The 16,584-nt window shown below is 65.0% G+C and carries 9 protein-coding genes; 2 read left to right on the forward strand and 7 right to left on the reverse strand.

The genetic code is table 11. The features are described 5' to 3' along the window. Nucleotides 1-139 precede the first annotated feature (139 nt). The 4 genes from C8N35_RS11210 to C8N35_RS11225 all read right to left on the reverse strand — a co-directional run bounded on the left by C8N35_RS11210 (nucleotide 140) and on the right by C8N35_RS11225 (nucleotide 11,740). Complete coding sequence (locus C8N35_RS11210; protein ID WP_107989781.1) at nucleotides 140-1,513, reverse strand: aminotransferase class I/II-fold pyridoxal phosphate-dependent enzyme; 1,374 nt, start codon at nucleotides 1,511-1,513, stop codon at nucleotides 140-142. Nucleotides 1,514-1,594: 81 nt separating this feature from the next. Next, nucleotides 1,595-9,211: a type I polyketide synthase gene (locus C8N35_RS11215; protein ID WP_210203490.1), complete on the reverse strand. Its 7,617-nt coding sequence runs from the start codon at nucleotides 9,209-9,211 to the stop codon at nucleotides 1,595-1,597. 543 nt (nucleotides 9,212-9,754) lie between these two features. Beyond that, the gene (locus C8N35_RS11220) at nucleotides 9,755-10,507 is read right to left on the reverse strand and encodes a substrate-binding periplasmic protein (protein WP_107989782.1); all 753 of its coding nucleotides are present in this window, start codon (nucleotides 10,505-10,507) and stop codon (nucleotides 9,755-9,757) included. 213 nt (nucleotides 10,508-10,720) lie between these two features. Further along, the gene (locus tag C8N35_RS11225) at nucleotides 10,721-11,740 is read right to left on the reverse strand and encodes a helix-turn-helix transcriptional regulator (protein WP_107989783.1); all 1,020 of its coding nucleotides are present in this window, start codon (nucleotides 11,738-11,740) and stop codon (nucleotides 10,721-10,723) included. A gap of 152 nt (nucleotides 11,741-11,892) precedes the next feature. On the opposite strand from C8N35_RS11225, the gene C8N35_RS11230 reads away from it, so the two are divergent. Beyond that, nucleotides 11,893-12,138 (forward strand): YjiS-like domain-containing protein, encoded by a 246-nt coding sequence (locus C8N35_RS11230; protein ID WP_107989784.1) that lies wholly within the window; start codon nucleotides 11,893-11,895, stop codon nucleotides 12,136-12,138. An 85-nt stretch (nucleotides 12,139-12,223) separates the two neighbouring features. On the opposite strand, the gene C8N35_RS11235 is transcribed toward C8N35_RS11230, so the two are convergent. From C8N35_RS11235 to C8N35_RS11245, 3 genes are all read right to left on the reverse strand, one after another. Beyond that, nucleotides 12,224-13,072 (reverse strand): ABC transporter substrate-binding protein, encoded by an 849-nt coding sequence (locus tag C8N35_RS11235; protein WP_107989785.1) that lies wholly within the window; start codon nucleotides 13,070-13,072, stop codon nucleotides 12,224-12,226. Next, a complete protein-coding gene (locus C8N35_RS11240; RefSeq protein ID WP_245926768.1) occupies nucleotides 13,069-13,821 on the reverse strand; it encodes an ATP-binding cassette domain-containing protein in 753 nt (250 codons plus the stop codon). Before C8N35_RS11240 ends, C8N35_RS11235 begins: the two co-directional genes overlap by 4 nt. 109 nt (nucleotides 13,822-13,930) lie before the next feature. Further along, the gene (locus tag C8N35_RS11245; RefSeq protein ID WP_107989787.1) at nucleotides 13,931-14,638 is read right to left on the reverse strand and encodes an ABC transporter permease; all 708 of its coding nucleotides are present in this window, start codon (nucleotides 14,636-14,638) and stop codon (nucleotides 13,931-13,933) included. Nucleotides 14,639-15,024: 386 nt separating this feature from the next. Between C8N35_RS11245 and C8N35_RS11250 the strand changes: the two genes are divergently transcribed. Further along, nucleotides 15,025-16,476 carry an NAD-dependent succinate-semialdehyde dehydrogenase gene (locus C8N35_RS11250; RefSeq protein WP_107989788.1) on the forward strand — a complete coding sequence of 484 codons (1,452 nt, stop codon included), beginning with the start codon at nucleotides 15,025-15,027 and terminating at the stop codon, nucleotides 16,474-16,476. Nucleotides 16,477-16,584: the final 108 nt, after the last annotated feature.

Raw genomic sequence — 16,584 nt, forward strand, 5'->3', positions numbered from 1 at the left:
GACAATATGGAACTTATTTGCGGTTATTCCGGCTAAAACGGCGCATCGGGGCAGTTGAATCGATTTCTCAAGAAGGTGGGGTCGTCTCGATGGATGGGCGCTTGCTCCGGGCAACATTTTCCGGAGGCCCCATTCCGCCTCAGCGTGCGCGATCCATCAGGGCCTTCAGCCCCGAACCGCCGGCCCGGATCTGCGCGAGCCGGTGCGCGGTGCAGGCGACGGCGCGCTCGATCTGCTCTGCGGTGTGATCGCAGGTGATGAAGAAGCGAAGCCGCGCGGCATTCTCGGCGACGGCGGGGAAGATGATCGGCAGCGCGTTGATGCCGTCTTCCAGAAGCGCATTGGCGAGCATCGCCGCCTGGATGCTGTCGCCGACGATGACGGGGATGACCGAATAGCCGGCGGAGGGGCCGGTATCGAGCCCGGCCTCGGCGGCGGCTTTCAGGAAATGATGGCCGTTGGACTTGAGGCGGGCGACCCGGTCGGGTTCGCGCTCCAGTATGCCGGCGGAGGCAAGCGCGGCTGCGGCAAGCGGAGGCGCCATGCCGACGGAATAGACAAAGCCTGGCGCCGTGGCTTTCAGGTAGTCGCACAAGGCGCTGGAGCCGGCGATGTAGCCGCCACAGGAGGCGAGCGTCTTCGACAGCGTGCCCATCCAGATCTCGACCGACTTCGGATCTATGCCGAATTCTTCCGCGATACCGTGGCCATGGGCGCCGAGCACGCCAAGCGAGTGCGCCTCGTCGACCAGCAGCCAGGCATTGTAGCGGTTCTTGAGCGCGACCAGCCGCTTCAGGTCGGGGAAGTCGCCGTCCATCGAATAGAGGCCTTCCACCGCGATCAGCACGTGGGTGTGCATATGGCGGTTGGAAGCGAGCTGGCGCTCCAGCGCATCGAGGTCACCATGCGGGAAGTTGAGCCGCTTGGCGCCGGCGAGCCGCGCGCCCTCGGCAATGGAATTGTGGATCAGCACGTCGGTCAGGATCAGGTCGTCCGGCCCGAGGAGATGGCCGATGGTGGAGACGTTGGTGGCGTGACCGGAAACGTAGGTCATCGCGTCCTCCACCCCGTGCAGGCGCGCCAGCGCTGCTTCCAGCTCTCGGTGGATCGGCCGCTCGCCCGCGACCACGCGGCTGGCGGAGACGGACGTCCCATAGCGCTGCGTCGCGGCATTGGCCGCCGCGATCACCTCCCGGTGCCCGCTGAGACCCAGATAGTTGTAGGACGCGAAATTGTCGAAGCTGCGCCCGTCGATTTCCGTGCACGCGCCGGCGGTGGCGTCATGGGCGCGGAAGAAGGGGTTCGCGACGCCGATCATGTCGGCCGCCGCCCGCTGCATCTTCAGCTGCTTGACTTCCGGCAGGGTGGCGAAATCGAAGGCCGGAGCGGCTTCCGGCCGTTTCGGCGCGGCCGTACGCGTGTCCTGAGCGCTCTTGCGACCGGCGCGCAGCGATTGCATCAGCTTGTCACGATCGCCGCCTGAAAGACCGCCGATACCGCGTCTTCCGCTCATGAATACCGTCCTTGCAAGAAGGGCGGGGCCTCCCGGCCCCCGCCGCGCCGGGCGAAGTCGCCCAGGCGCCATTTCTCATATCTAATTCAGAAGCTTGCCCACATTGCGGCTCGATTCCTCCACCTGCGCGGCGAGACCTTCGAGATCGCGACCATCCGCCGTTTCGTCGTCTGTGCCCAGATGATGGGTCGCAAGCGATTGCGCGTCGCCCGAAAGTGTCGTTGTTTCCTCGCCGCGCACCCGCCGCACGATCCGCATCGACAGGTCGTTGAGGCTCGCGCCGTTGGCAAGCGACATCAACGGAATGTCGACACCGAGCTGGCGTTCGGCCGCCATGCGCAGTTCCAGCGCCATCAGCGAATCCATGCCGATGTCGGAAAGCGGCTTGTGAGCGACGATCTCCTCCGGCGCGATGCGCAGGATGCGGCCTATCTCGCCGGAAAGAAGCCGGGCTACCGTCTGCACGGCGGCGGCGGCATCGAGCCCTTCCAGCATGGCTGCAAGGTCGATCTCGCCTTCCTCCATGCCCTCGCCACCCGATCCGATCCCGAGTCGGGCAACGAGCGGTGTGGAAAGAAGCGCCAGATCCCGCCGTGCCTGCGCCCAGTCGATGCGCGCATAGGCGATGGCCGCAAGATCGGGATCGCGTTGATGGTCGTCCGGCAGTGCCAGCAGCCGTTCCAGTCCCGCAAGGGCTTCGGCCGCGCTCAGCGCATGCTTGCCGAGCTTGCGGGCAAGCAGGTCGTTCACATCGGTGTTGCGGGCGAGATACCCGGCATCGGAGATCGCGCCCCACGCGACAGCGAGTGCGGCCTTGCCCTGCATCCTGCGCCGGCGCGCCAATGCTTCGAGGTAGCCGTTGGCAGCGACATAGTTGGCCTGCCCCGGATTGCCGACGAGCGTGGTGGCGGAGGAGAAGAGCACGAAGGCCGTGACCGGATCATCCCCCGTCAGGGCGTCCAGATGGTCCGCCGCCGCGATCTTGGGCGCGAGAACGCGGGCGATCCCGTCATGATCGAGATTGGCGATCAGCGTGTCGTGGAGCACCATCGCCGTGTGGAAGACGCCGGATATGGGCGGCATCGCGGACCGGATATCGTCGAGAGCGCTGGCCAGGGCGTCACGGTCCGTGGCATCGCAGGCAATTGCGCGAACGGTGACGCCACGCGCCTCAAGCCGCGCGATGGCCTCGCGGGCCTCCTCGCGCGTACCGCCGGAGCGGCCGATGACCGCGAGGTGTCGGGCACCGTGGTCGGCAAGCCAGTTCAGCAACTGCGTGCCGAAACCGCCAAATCCACCGACGATGACCTGCGTCCGCGCGCCGGAGAAGTCGACCGGGGTCGGCGTCGGGCGCGGTTCGGGCGCGGCCGGGGGACCGAGCACGATCTTGCCGATATGACCGGACTGCTGCATGACGCGGAAGGCTTCCACCACCGACCCGGCCTCGAACAGCCGGTACGGCAGGGGCGCGAGAACGCCCTCGTCGAAAAGGGCGACGAGTTCGCCGAACAGCCGGCGGGCCAGTTCAGGCTGACGCGTCAGCAACTGGTCCGCGTCGATGCCGAAATAGGAGAGGTTCTGGCGGAACGGGCGCAGTCCGACGCGGGTATTGCCGTAGTAGTCCCGCTTGCCGAGTTCCAGGAACCGGCCGAACGGTTTGAGCACGCCGATGGAGCGCTCCATCGCCTCGCCGAAGAGCGAATTCAGGACAACATCGACGCCTTCTTCGCCGGTGATCTCCATGACCTCCTCGGCGAAATCGAGCGAGCGGGAATCAAAGACGTAGTCGGCACCGAGCAGCGTCAGGAAATTGCGCTTTTCCGGGGAGCCTGCCGTCGCGATGACGGTCGCCCCCCGCCATTTGGCAAGCTGAAGCGCCGCAAGTCCGACGCCGCCGGCCCCGCCGTGGATCAGCACCGTCTCGCCTTCGCCAAGCCGCGCGAGCTCGATCAGCGCGTAATAGGCGGTGAGGAAGGTGACGGGGATGGTGGCCGCTTCCTCGAAGGTGACCGTCTGCGGCATCGGCGCGAGTGCGGCTTCACCCACCGTGACGTGGCTTGCGAAACAGGCCGGTGCGAAGGTGATGACGCGGTCGCCCGGCGCAAAGCGGGTCACGCCGGGCCCGACGCGGGTGACCTCGCCGGCGCATTCCATGCCGAGCGTGGGGCCGGCGAACCCGTCTTCCAGCGCTTCCTCGGGCAAGAGGCCCAAGGCCCACATCACATCGCGGAAATTGAGGCCGCTGGCCTGTACCTCGATCTCGACTTCGTCTCCTTCGGGCGTCTTGCGCTCGACCGTCTGCCAGACGAGTTCGTCAAGCGCGCCCTGATGGGGAATGTCGAGGCGGGCGGCGAGATCTGCGCCTGTCGCGATGTCGCGATTGTCATCCGGAAGCCCGCCACGGACAAGGCGCAGGCCTGCGCGGTGGTCCATGTCGCGCACGATCTCGCGTTCAGGGGAAGGGTTCACGATCTCGTCGGCGAGCCTGAGGGCGAATTCGCCCGGCGCCAGCACGGCGGAGATATCGACCAGCCTGAGGGTGAGATCGGGAAATTCGTTGATCGCGACCCGGCCGAAAGTCCAGATCGCTCCCTGCACCGGATCGTGCTGGCGGCTTCCGGCAATCGTCTGCATGGCATCGGGCGCGACGAGCCAGAAAGCGGCCTCCTGTCCGTTCAGCGCCTTGAGGAGATCGACAATCGCCTCCATGCGCGCGCACGCGCGTTCGTTGTCATCGCCACCGCGCGAAAAGGCGCCTGCCAGATGCACGATCTGCGTGGCGGCCTCGTCGGCCAGATCCTGAGGGCATGTCGCATCCCACGCGACGAGCGCGGCGACATGGCCGTTGCGCTCCAGCGTATCGGCAAGCGCGCTGGCGACATCGAGGGACAGGCCCTCGCCGTCGTGGAGGATGATAGTGCGCCGATTATCGTCCTCGGCATCCGCGACGGGAACTGTATTCGGGCGAAGGGCGTCGTGCCGGGTCCGTGCGATTATGAGATGCGCGTCGGTGTCGCCGGCCTCAAGGGCCATGCCTTCGACTTCGGCGAAGCCGGCCGCTTCAAGCGCCTCGCGCCATTCGCCGGGCGTACGCAGGCGGGAGACGGGGAAGTCGGGTGTCACGGTCTCGGACCACCAGTCGGCACCTATGCCAAAGATCATGTCGAGCACCGGGGAGGGCGCCGGTTCGGCGGCGATCAGCACGGCACCGGGGGCAAGTCGGGCGGTCAGCTCGGAAAACTCGGTCTTTGGCAGGTCGGTCAGGAGGCGTGTGCCGAGAACCACGTCGAAGTGCCGTGCCTCGTCCGTGTCCTCCAGGATTTCCGCAAGCGGTTGGTGCGAGACATGGCCTGGTCCCGCCCAGCGCCGCGCCGCGCGCGACAGATGACCCTCATCGGCGTCCGTTACGGTGAGCGTGGCGAGAGACGGATCCAGACAGGACACCAGACGGCCGGCGAGCGCCACGTCGAGGGCGCCGACGAGCAGCACGCGCATGGGCTCGCGCGCCGGCCAGCACGCGGCAAGGCGCCCGGTGGAGGCGACAAGCGCATCGGCGAGCGGCGCATAGCCAGGCGAGGCGGTAAGGAAGTGCTCGAGCAACTGCGCCGCGAGGGCGTGTTCCGCCGATGCGGGAAGTCCGTCGCGCAGGTGACCGGCGAGATCTCCATGAAGTCGGGCAAGCAGCGCGAGTTCGGCGATGCGCTCCGGTGCCTCCAGTGCGACGGTACGCAGGAGATCGGCCACGCCCGGCTGATCGTCGGGGCTCGCAAGGCACCAGCCGCGCGGCGTCTCCTCGTTCTTCGTCTCCGTTGCCAGACCGGCGTCCACCAGTTCCTGCAACAGGCGGATGATAAGCGGCATGGCACTCTCGTCAACACCCCCGGGCGCCGCGAGATCTTCCTGCGAGATCGTGCCCCTGGCGTCGGCAATCGCGCGCAGGGTGTCCAGCGCAATGGCGCGCGCGAGCGCTTCGACGAGCAGCAGCGCCTCTTCCGGCTCGCTCCTCTGTGCAACCGTTTCCGGATCGGGAATGGCGGAGAGCTCAGGTGCGGCGGCAAGGGCCGCCGAGGCCGCACCCTTGAGCGGCAACGCAACCGCTTGCGTACGATAGACGAGGTCATCTGGTTTGTCGGCGCGCCCGAGCGTGACCGCCTTGAACCGCGTGCCCGCCAGCCGCGCGACGAGAGAACCTTCTGCATCGAGATATTCGAACGTCGCCTCGATGGAGCGCGGCGAGGCTTTCGTTACCTCGATACGCGCCGCGACCGGCGTACCGGCCTCGTTCAGCCGCAGCCGGCCGATACGCACGGGCAGGAAGCTGACATTGCCGGCGGTCCGGCCGCTTTCGCGCAGCAATGCGAAAAGGCCGTGGAACCCGGCGTCCAGCAGCGTCGGATCGAGCGAGAAATCAATCTCCGCGCACGTATCGGGCACAAGATGGACGGTGGCGTGACGCTCGTCCGCGATTTCGACGGATGTGGCGCGCCGGAAGGCCGGGCCGTAGTCGAGGCCGTAGCGGCGGGTCAGATCATAGAGCGCCTCGGCGCCGAGCAGGCTTGTGGCCGGGGTTGCTTGCGTTTTGGGAGTTCCGCCGGTCCTGGACACGCGCGTCACGGTTCCCCGCACGTGCAGGGACCATTCAACGTCCTCAAGCCTGGGACGGCTTTCGATCTCGATCACCCGGTCGTCGGGCGAGATTCGCGCACGAACTTCCTGACTGCGCCCTTCCTCGAAGACCAGCGGGCGCAGGATGTCGAAGTCACGAAGCTCGACCGTGTCGCTCTGATACCAGACCTGCGCGGCGCGCAAGGCCATCTCCGCGAAGCCGGCGGCGGGGAAGACGACCGCCTCCTCAACCTTGTGATCGGCAAGGAAGGGCTGCACCTCGGCGTCGAGAATGGAGAACCACTCGCTCAGTTCCGGGCGAAGCCGGAAGCCCAGCAACGGCCACTGCCGCCCCGAGAAGGAGTGAATGTTCTCTTCCGTCGCTTCCGGCTGGAACGGCTTGTTCTGCCAGGGATAGAGCGGGAGCTGCAGCGGTTGTGCCAGTGCCGGGCCGACAAAGCGCTCAAGGTCGATCTTGCCGCCATGGGCGACGACGCTCGCCACGACCGGCGCGATCGGGTCAGCCGGCGGTGTCGGTATCGGCCCGATCTCAGCCGCCGTATCGTCGCGGCGCGGCGCAGCCTTTCCGCCCTTTTTCGGCTTGTCCAGGCTCGGCAGGACCGTCGCTGTCTGTCCCGCCTCGCGCAGCACGTCACGCGCATAGGCGCCGAGAAGCGGCATTGGCCCCACTTCCAGGACAACCCTGTAGCCTTCTTCGATCAACCGGCCGAGCGCATCGGAAAAGCGCACCGGTTCGCGGACATTGTCCCACCAGTAGCCTGCATCGAGCGCGAGTTCGTCCCTATCGGGATAGACCGTGGAGACGAAGCGGCATTTCGGTTCGCCTGAGCGCAGATCCCCGAGGCTTTCCAGAAGCGGCGCGTGGATCGGCTCGACCAGATGGCAGTGGAAGGGGTAGTCGAGCGCCAGCCGGCGCATCGCGAGCCGCTTCTTGCGCGCGAATTTGCCGAAGGCGTCGAGGCTTTCCGACGGGCCGGAGATCGTCACCGAGCGGGGGCTGTTGATCGCCGCGATCTCGATGCCGGGAAAGCCGGCTTCGGCAATCGCCGCGCGCGCGTCTCCGTCGGCAAGCAGCAACGCCGCCATGCCGCCCAGGTGACGGATCATCTCCTGATGTGTGGAGCGGGCATGGATGACACGCACGGCCGTGTCGAGATCGATCATGCCCGCGGCCCAGGCGGCGGCCACTTCGCCGACCGAATGGCCAAGCACCGCATCGGGAACGACCCCTTTCGCCGCGAGCGCCTCCGTCAATGCGACCTGCACCGCCAGCAACAGGGGCTGGGCGATCTCGGTGCGCTCGATCTCGCTTTCCAGATCTGCGGAATAGAGCATCGAGACGAGCGACCAGCCAGAAAGGCTCATGAATATGCGATCAAGCCTGTCGAAGGTGTTGCGGAAGACGGCGTTGCCGCGATAGGCGGCGGTGCCCATTCCCGCCCATTGCGAGCCGTTGCCGGTATAGGCGAAGACGATGGGGGCGTGACCTGCCGTCCCTGATCCCGTGACGAGAGCGGAGCCGCCCGCGTCCGTCGACTTGTCGCCGGCAAACGAGCGAAGTGCCGCAATGCGGGCCTCGGGATCTTCGTCCAGCACAACGGCGCGATGTTCCAGCGCATCGCGGCCATAAGCGGCCGCTGCGGCGATCGGGAGGCGCTCGTGCGCGTCCAGTCTCTCCAGATGGTCGGCGTAACGTCCCGCCAGCGCCCGCAACGCAGCTTCGGAACGGGCGGAAAGAATAAGCGGGCCGTCGCCCGCGCTTTCCTCGACAGGCTTCGCGGCAGGCGGTGCATCCGCGATGACGGCATGGGCGTTGGTGCCGCCGAAGCCGAAGGAATTGATGCCGGCAAGCCTGGGCCTTGCGGACCTTTCAAGCTGGACGGCCCGGTCCGCGACCGCGATGTTCAGTTCACCGAAGGGGATGTCCGGGTTCGGCGTCTCGAAATGCAGGGAGCGGGGAAGGCGGTCATGCTCGAGCGCCAGGATGGACTTGATCACGCCGGCAAGTCCGGAGGCCGGCTCCAGATGGCCGATATTGGTCTTAACCGAGCCGATGGGAAGCGGCGCGGTGCGGCGCTTGCCCAGCTTCTCGCCAAGCGCGAAGGCCTCCGCCGGATCGCCGACGCGAGTGCCGGTGCCATGGGCCTCGATGAAGGCGAGGTCGTTCGCGTCGAGTTCGAAGTCGCGATAGATGTCTTCGAGAAGCGCGGCTTGCGACTGGGACGAAGGAAGAGACATCCCGACGGTCCGTCCGTCGGAATTGACGCCCGAGCCGACGAGGCGCGCATATTCCCGGTTACCCGCCCGCCTTGCCGCGGACGCCGTGCGCAGGACGATGACGGCGGCGCCTTCGGAGCGCACATAGCCGTCTCCCGCCGCGTCGAAAGCCCGGCAAAGGCCTTGCGGCGACAGCATGGAGGCGCGCGAGAAGCCGATGAAGGCGAAGGGGCTGAGCAGCAGGTTGACGCCCGCCACGACGGCGGTGTCGATATGGCCGGCCCTCAACGCCTCCGCCGCCTCGTGTAACGCGACGAGGGAGGAGGAGCAGGCGGTATCGACGGTGAAGCTCGGTCCGCGCAGATCGTAGATGTAGGAAATGCGGTTGGAGATGATCGACAGCGTGTTGCCGGTCATGAACTGCACGTCGGCGGCCGCCGGATCGAGCAGGAAGCGGTGACTGTAATCGAGCGCCGAGGCGCCGACGAAGACGCCGGTTCTCGTTCCCGCGAGATCGCTGGGACGCAGGGACCCGTGTTCGAGCGCCTCCCAGGTCACTTGTAGCAGAAGCCGCTGCTGCGGATCGATCTGTACCGCTTCGCGCGGGGAAATGCCGAAGAAGCCGGGATCGAACGCCCACGGATCGTCTATCTGGCCGGCCGCCCAGGTGATCGAGCGTCCCGGCGCACCGGGACGGGGGTGTCCGAACCGAGATAGCGGCCAGCGCTCGGGCGAAACCTGCGTTATTGCGCAACGGCCTTCATCAAGCAAAGACCAGTAAGTCGAAACCGAGGGCGATGCCGGCAGGCGGACGGCATAACCGACGACGGAGATGTCGCAAGATCTGTCAGGCAAGGACATGGCCATCCGCGTCTTGGTATTTGCTGAGCCGGTTCGGACCGGTCGAAGGGCTGGGGCAGCGTTGCAAAATCCGTTCCATCTCTGCTTGCGGGTATCTCTGGTTCTTACGGACAAAACCGGCGCAAGAGGCAAAGGATGCTGCCGCTTCGCTGGCTTTCGCATTTGCTCAGAATTTCGAGCACAAACCGATTGGATTGAATCGATCCAATCACCTTGAACAAGCTCAAATCATTGAGCCCGCGGCGGTTTCATGTCGCCCAGGTAATCTCGTCCAACCGAACATCGCTTCAGGGACATGAGTATCAGCCACGGATTGGCGGCAAGAGCAAGGCGCCATGACCATAAATCCCCATCCGCGCTATCGTCTTGATCATGAACATTGGAGGTGTCCCGCGAACGCCGCTTCTTGCTTTTCGCGCGCTTCCTTCCGTAGAGACATTTCGAGAGCGGGAAAGGAGAGCGCCGCCCGGTGGGGCCGGACGGCGGGAGTTTCGAAATGCTGGATTTTCTCGAATTACCTTGGGAAAGGCGGGCGTGTCAGAAGCCGACGAGCAGCGGATTGAGCACCTGAACCATGGTGCGGTCGTAAGTGCCATCCGCCTTCATCTCGCGCATCGCTGCCTCCACTCGTGGCACCAGGGCCGCATGCTTGCGGTTGAGAAAGAAGAACATCGGTCGTCGTGCAAGAGCGGGATGGAGCATCCGGACATTCTTCAATCCCAACCTCTTGATCGCATCGAGCCCCGTCCAGCGTTCGATGATGGCAATGTCGATTCGGCCGCGGTCGAGAAGCTCGAAGAGCTGGATGACGCTCTTGACCCGGGTCACTGCGGCGGCGTGCTTATCCGAGTTTCGGGCGAGGATCACCGATCCCATGAGGTGGCCGACCGTATACCGGCTCAGGGACTCCCAGCCGTTGAAACGGATACCGTCGCGACGCGTGAAGGCGACGAACTCAAAAGTGATCGCAGGCTCCTTGATCGGTACGAGATTGGGAAAATATTCGGAAAATTCGGGGATTCTCGGTCCGCACCCGTCTTCGGTTCCCGCATTGACCAGCGGTCCGGCGCGCCCCGTGGGTACCCTGCGCAGGCTGATCTCGATACCCGTCCGGCGAAACGCTTCCGCCAAAATGCGGTCGTTGAAACCGGTGTGCTCATCGTTTGAAAGCGGTGGATTGTGGCCGCTTGCAAAATGCAGATGATTATGGCCCGGCACGTCTTCGGCCGAGGCTGTGTCCGGTACCAGAGCGGAGGCGATCACCAGCATCGCCAGAATGAAAGCTCTCATGACGCCCCCCTCGTGAACGTCGTGCGCATTTGAAAATAAGACGCACCGTGTGCGTTCGATCAAACTTCCGTCCTGTCGTATCGGACGTCAGTATCCCGGTCGCGTCAATACGATTGTGTTCATAATCGCGAAAAAGTGTTCCATTTGTTTCATCAAATATCTCGATTGCGCACACAATGGGAACGGTCTTCCGTCGGAGGCTTTTCGCACTCGTCAGCGCGACGAGGCGGGCCGGTGGCTTTCGCGCATGGTGTCGAGTTCGCGGGCAAGGTCGCCGCGCAGATCTTCCGGTGCCAGGAGTTCGGCCCCGGGACCCAGCCAGCGCACCAGGGGGCAGATGACGTCGCGATCCGTGTTCGGAATGGAAATCACGATCCGACCATCCCCTGCGGGCGTAAAGGTGGCGTGGCGATAGTACCAATCCTGCCGCAGCTTGCGCGCCTGCTCCGCAGTGACGGCGATGCGCGACATCCGCTGGTCCTCGCGCTCCCAGCGCCTCATGGCCTGCGACAACCATTGCCCGCCCACGAGGTCATGAACGGTGAAGTCCGGATCCGGGCGGAAGCGCATGCCGGAAACCTCGACGTTGCGGACCCGGTCCGCACGGTACAGGCGCAACGCACCTGCCTCCAAGGAACGGCCCGCGAGATACCAGTGATTGCGGTCGAACAGGATGCCTTGCGGTTCCACTTCATGTGCTCGGGCGACGTCGCGGGCGGGATTGTGATGATCAAAGCGCACGCGGCGCGAAAGCAGCAGCCCTTCCATGAACCGGTCGAGCGCCGCCTGCCAGTCGTCTGCCGGTGCGCTGGTGGTGCCGTGGTGGAAAATATCGCCGGGCATCGGTTCTATGCCGATGATCCGTTCTGCATTGGCAAGCAGGTCATGAACGGAACGAGGAAGGGCCGCGACGAGCTTGCGCTCGGCCGTCTCCAGATCGTTGGACAGCGGGGTTGCCCGCAGGCCCCGCACCAGCGCCAGGGCGATCAGCAAGGCGGCCGTCTCGTTGCGTGACAGCGCCACGGGTGGCTGGATGAAACCGGAGGCGAGCCTGTAGCCGCCTTCCGCCCCGCGTTCCGCCTCCACCGGAATGCCGAGCGCCAGCAGCCGGTCGATATCTCGGTAAATCGTGCGCGGCGTGACCTCGAAACGTTCGGCGAGCGCGATCGCACTCACCAGCTTGCCGCCGGTCAGCATCAAGAGGATTCCAAGCGCGCGTTCGATCGGGTTCATGTCGCTCACTCCATCACTCATCAATAGCGAAAAAATCAACAAGAGAACAATGGGTGATCAAAGCTGACGCCCTGTTGTCAGGATTGGTCTGCCACTCTCTCCTCGAGGCCGGGAAAACCGGCGCTTTCCACAGGAAAAGAAGGAGAGGGGACATGACCGCCACCGACACGACCGCGCAGCGCACTTCGCGTCGCTTCGCGCCATTTTCGATGATCGTCATGCGCAAGCTTCGGGCTGCCGTCCTGCGTGCCTGGAGGCGGCGGCAGAGGCGTCGGGCGCTGGACAGGCTCGACGATCGGATGCTGAGCGATATCGGCTTGTCGCGCGGTGCCCATGGCTACGACCCCCTGCCGTCGCCGGGTCGCCCGACGCGCGGCGATGGATGGCGGATGCGTTGAGGGGGAGAAAGAAAGAGCCGCCCGGCGGATATCCGCCGGGCGGCTCTTCGTGATACGGCGAGACGCCCCTGGACGGACGGCAACCTCACATTTTTTCCGCGTTGGGGAAGAAGAGCTGCTGACCGTCGACCTTGTAGGAGGCGATGAGAGCCTGACCTTCCTCCGACAAAAGCCAGTCGATAAAGGCCTGCCCGGCCTCCGCCTTGACGTTTTCGTGCTTCTTCGGGTTCACGAGGATGACGCCATACTGGTTGAAGAGCTTGTCGTCGCCCTGAACGGCGATCTCGAAGCTCGCCTTGTTCTTGAACGAGATCCATGTCGCGCGGTCGGTAAGTGTATAGGCATCCATGCCCACGGCCGCATTGAGCGTCGCGCCCATGCCGGAGCCGGTTTCGCGGTACCACGCGCCGCTGGCCGCCGCCGGATCGATGCCGGCTTCCTTCCAGAGGGCCTTTTCCTTCTTGTGGGTGCCGGAATCATCCCCGCGCGAGGCGAACGGCGCCTTTGCTGCGGCGATCTTCTTCAGGGCGTTCACCACGTCCGAGGACCCGACGATGCCGGCGGGGTCGCTCTCTGGGCCGACGATGACGAAGTCGTTGTACATCAGGTCGAAGCGCTTCACCCCGTCGCCATTGGCAACGAATTTCTCCTCCGCCGGTTTGGCGTGAACGAGCAGCACATCGCCGTCGCCGTTGGCGGCATTCTTGATGGCCTGTCCGGTTCCCACCGCAACCACGCGCACCTCGATGCCGCTCTTTTCCGTGAATTTCGGAAGGATGTAATCAAGCAGGCCGGAATTCTGGGTCGAGGTCGTCGACTGTACGATGATGAACTGGTCAGCGGCCTCGGCCGGGCCCTGGAGCGTGCCGGCAAATTGGGCAGCCATCACGGCGAATGCGGCACCGAGTGCAGACAGGAAATAACGTCGCTTCATGGGGTAGTTTCCTCCTCCCGTTTCAATTTCCGATCTTCATCAAGCAACAGGTCGCCGGCGAGAAAACGGGCCGCCAGGGGACTCTGCGGATTGTCGAAAAAGGTCGCGGCCGGCGTACGCTCGGCGATACGCCCCGAATGCATGAACACCACCTCGTCCGCGAGCCGCCGCGCCTGCGCGAGGTCGTGGCCGACGAACAGGATGCGCGTGCCCGCGCGAACCGCTTCCAGCGCCAGCGCTTCGATATGGGCGACCGAGGTCGGATCCAGGCTCGCAGTCGGTTCATCGAGCATCAGCACGCGCGGACGCAGTGCCAGCGCACGCGCGAGCGCCAGCCGCTGCTGTTCGCCTCCCGACATCAGCCGCGCCGGTACGCCGGCAAGCGGTGCCAGACGGGCGCGCTGAAGTGCTTCGTGCGCCCGCAGTTTCCGTTCCGCGCGCTTCACGCCGGCACATTTCAGGGCGTGCACCACGTTTCCAAGAGCCGAGCGACGCAACAGGACCGGCTTTTGAAAGACGAACCCGACCCGGGTGGCGCGCGCCCTGTCTGGTGCCCGGCCGTTCCACGTCACGGTTCCCGCATCCGGTTCGACAAGACCCGCCAGCAGTCGGAGCAGGAGGCTCTTGCCGGCGCCGTTGTGACCCATGATGAGGGTGATGCCCGCGCCTTCGAGCGTGAAGTCGATGTCGTCGATCAACCGGCGCCCGGCGCGGGCAAAGACAAGGCCCCTTGCGGAGAGGGGCAACACAGGATCTGACGGGAGCGCGTGGGCGGGCACACGCTCTGCGGGCACCGGTCTGGGGGCGACAACGTTTGCCGGTTCTTGCGGGGAGCGCGGGCGGTCGAGCATGGCGGCCTCAACCGTAGGCGGCATTGGTCGCCGCGGAGCGCAGGCTCATCAGCACGGCGTTGATGGAGACGGCGATGGCGATCAGCACCATGCCGAGGCCCATGGCCATCGCCAGGTTGCCCTTGGAGGTCTCGAGCGCGATGGTCGTGGTCATCACCCGGGTGACGTGGTTGATGTTGCCGCCAACTATGATGACGGCGCCAACCTCGGCGATTGCCCGGCCGAAACCCGCCAGCAGCGCGGTCAGCAGGCTGTAGCGTGCATCGACCAGCAGCGTGGCGACCATGGCAAAGGGGCCGGTGCCGAGGGTGGCAAGATATTCGGCATATTCACCGCGCATATCCTCCACCGTCTGCCGTGTGAGCGCCGCGACGATCGGGGTGACCAGGAGCGCCTGGGCGATGATCATCGCGCCCGGTGTATAGAGAAGCTGCAGAACGCCGAGGGGACCGGCGTTGGAAAGCATCAGGTAGACGGCAAGGCCGACCACGACGGGTGGCAGGCCCATCAGCGAATTGAGCAGGATGACCGCAGCGCCGCGTCCGGGAAAACGGGCCACGGCGAGAAAGGCTCCAAGCGGCAACCCCACCATGGCGGCGATCACAACCGCGCACAGGCTCACGCGCAGGGAAAGGCCGACAACTTCCAGTAGAGTGGGGTCAAGCGCTGCGACGAGCTTGAACGCATCGAAGAATTCGCCTGAGAAATCCTGCAAATTTATCCTCCCCTTTGGAAGGTATCGTAGCAGGAGTGCGAAAAATGTCTAATATATCCGTTAATGTAGAAAAAGCATCATTTCACAACAAAAGAGCAAAATGATGCAGACTCGTCAATATTCGCCAGGCTTGGCAGTTACCGACGTGTTGGAACGCCAGGCACGTTGTCGGCGTTAGAGGAATCGCGCCCGAAGCGAGGTTCCAGGATCGGCAACGCCAAATCGGAAAAGCGTGGCACCGGACGCAGCCGCTTGCAGCTCTCGGATACAACCGCGGGCCGTTTCCTGCCTTTGCGCAACCGGGAAGACATCGCATTGGCGGAGCAACCGCGTATCTTGGCCGCAAGGCTGAAATACGCCAACCAGAACCACAGGGAGTGACCTCCATGAACGAACAGATCACGAATAGCGCTCCGAACGATCTCTATATCGGCGGCAAGTGGGTGGAGGGCACCGGGGGAGACCGCTTTGACGTGCTCAATCCCGCCGACCAGACGGTGCTGGCATCGGTTGCGAGCGGCACCGTGGAGGATGCCATCAAGGCCATCGATGCGGCAGAGGCGGCATTTGCCGACTGGGCGGGCCGCTCTCCGCGCGAGCGGGCGGAAATCCTGCGCAAGGCGTGGGAGCTGATCATCGCCGACAAGGAGCGTTTCGCCCGGCTCATCACGCTGGAAAATGGCAAGCCGCTGTCGGATGCACGCGGCGAGGTCGCCTATGCGGCGGAGTTCTTTCGCTGGTACGCCGAAGAGGCGGTACGCAACCGCGGTGAGGTGATGATGTCGCCGGCCTCCGGCGCGCGCATTCTCGTCCAGCACAAGCCCGCCGGTATCGGCGTGCTGGTCACGCCGTGGAATTTCCCCGCCGCCATGGGAACGCGCAAGATCGGGCCGGCGCTGGCCGCCGGCTGCCCGGTGGTGATCAAGCCGGCCTCCGCCACGCCGCTGACCATGCTGGCGCTGATGCCGGTGCTGGCGGAGGCCGGCGTGCCGGCCGGTGTCGTCAATGTCGTGCCGTCGAAATCGTCGGGCAAGATCGTCGATGCGATGCTGCACGACGCAAGAGTGCGCGTCGTCTCCTTCACAGGATCGACCGAGGTCGGCCGCACGCTGTTGAAGAGCGCGGCCGACAACATCGTCAACCCGGCGATGGAGCTTGGCGGCAACGCACCCTTCATCGTCTGTGACGATGCCGATCTCGACAAGGCCGTGGAAGGCGCGATCCTCGCCAAGATGCGCAATATCGGCGAGGCCTGCACGGCGGCGAACCGCTTCTTCGTCCACGACAAGGTCTATGACGCATTCGCGGAAAAGCTGACGAAGCGCATGGGCGCCATGAAGATGGGCAACGGCCTGGAAGACGGCGTCGAGGTCGGCTCGCTCGTCAACGCCGACACACGCAACAAGGTCACGGAACTCGTCGACGATGCGGTCAAGCGCGGGGCGAAGGTTCTGTGCGGCGGCAAGGTTCCGGAAGGGCCGGGATATTTCTATCCTGCCACGGTGCTGGGCGATGTGGCGCCAGACAGCCAGTGCGTTTCGGAGGAGATCTTCGGGCCTGTGGCGGCTCTCCAGCGGTTTTCCGATGATGATGAGATGATCGCGAAGGCGAACGACACCGAATACGGCCTCGTCGCCTATCTCTTCGCCGGGGACATGAAGCGCGGGCTCGCGCTGTCCGAACGGCTCGAATACGGCATGGTGGGTCTGAACCGCGGCCTCGTCAGCGATCCGGCGGCGCCCTTCGGCGGCGTCAAGCAGTCCGGCATCGGCCGCGAGGGCTCGCACGAGGGCCTGAAGGAATTCCAGGAGACACAGTACATCTCCGTGGAGTGGTGATACCGCCGCTCATTCCACTCAACCCACGCCCGTCATTGCCCGGCTTCGTCCGGGCAATCCAGCGCCGGCGGCAGCATATGCGGAGCACGCTGGATCACCCGGACTTCG

The organism is Breoghania corrubedonensis, assembly GCF_003053845.1.
GTDB lineage: Bacteria > Pseudomonadota > Alphaproteobacteria > Rhizobiales > Stappiaceae > Breoghania > Breoghania corrubedonensis.

Excerpts from the sequence above, each read along its gene's own strand:
- C8N35_RS11250 (WP_107989788.1), top strand. The coding sequence starts at position 15,025 with ATGAACGAACAGATCACGAATAGCGCTCCGAACGATCTCTATATCGGC.
- C8N35_RS11230 (WP_107989784.1), top strand. The coding sequence starts at position 11,893 with ATGACCGCCACCGACACGACCGCGCAGCGCACTTCGCGTCGCTTCGCG.
- C8N35_RS11225 (WP_107989783.1), bottom strand. The coding sequence starts at position 11,740 with ATGAACCCGATCGAACGCGCGCTTGGAATCCTCTTGATGCTGACCGGC.
- C8N35_RS11235 (WP_107989785.1), bottom strand. The coding sequence starts at position 13,072 with ATGAAGCGACGTTATTTCCTGTCTGCACTCGGTGCCGCATTCGCCGTG.
- C8N35_RS11210 (WP_107989781.1), bottom strand. The coding sequence starts at position 1,513 with ATGAGCGGAAGACGCGGTATCGGCGGTCTTTCAGGCGGCGATCGTGAC.
- C8N35_RS11220 (WP_107989782.1), bottom strand. The coding sequence starts at position 10,507 with ATGAGAGCTTTCATTCTGGCGATGCTGGTGATCGCCTCCGCTCTGGTA.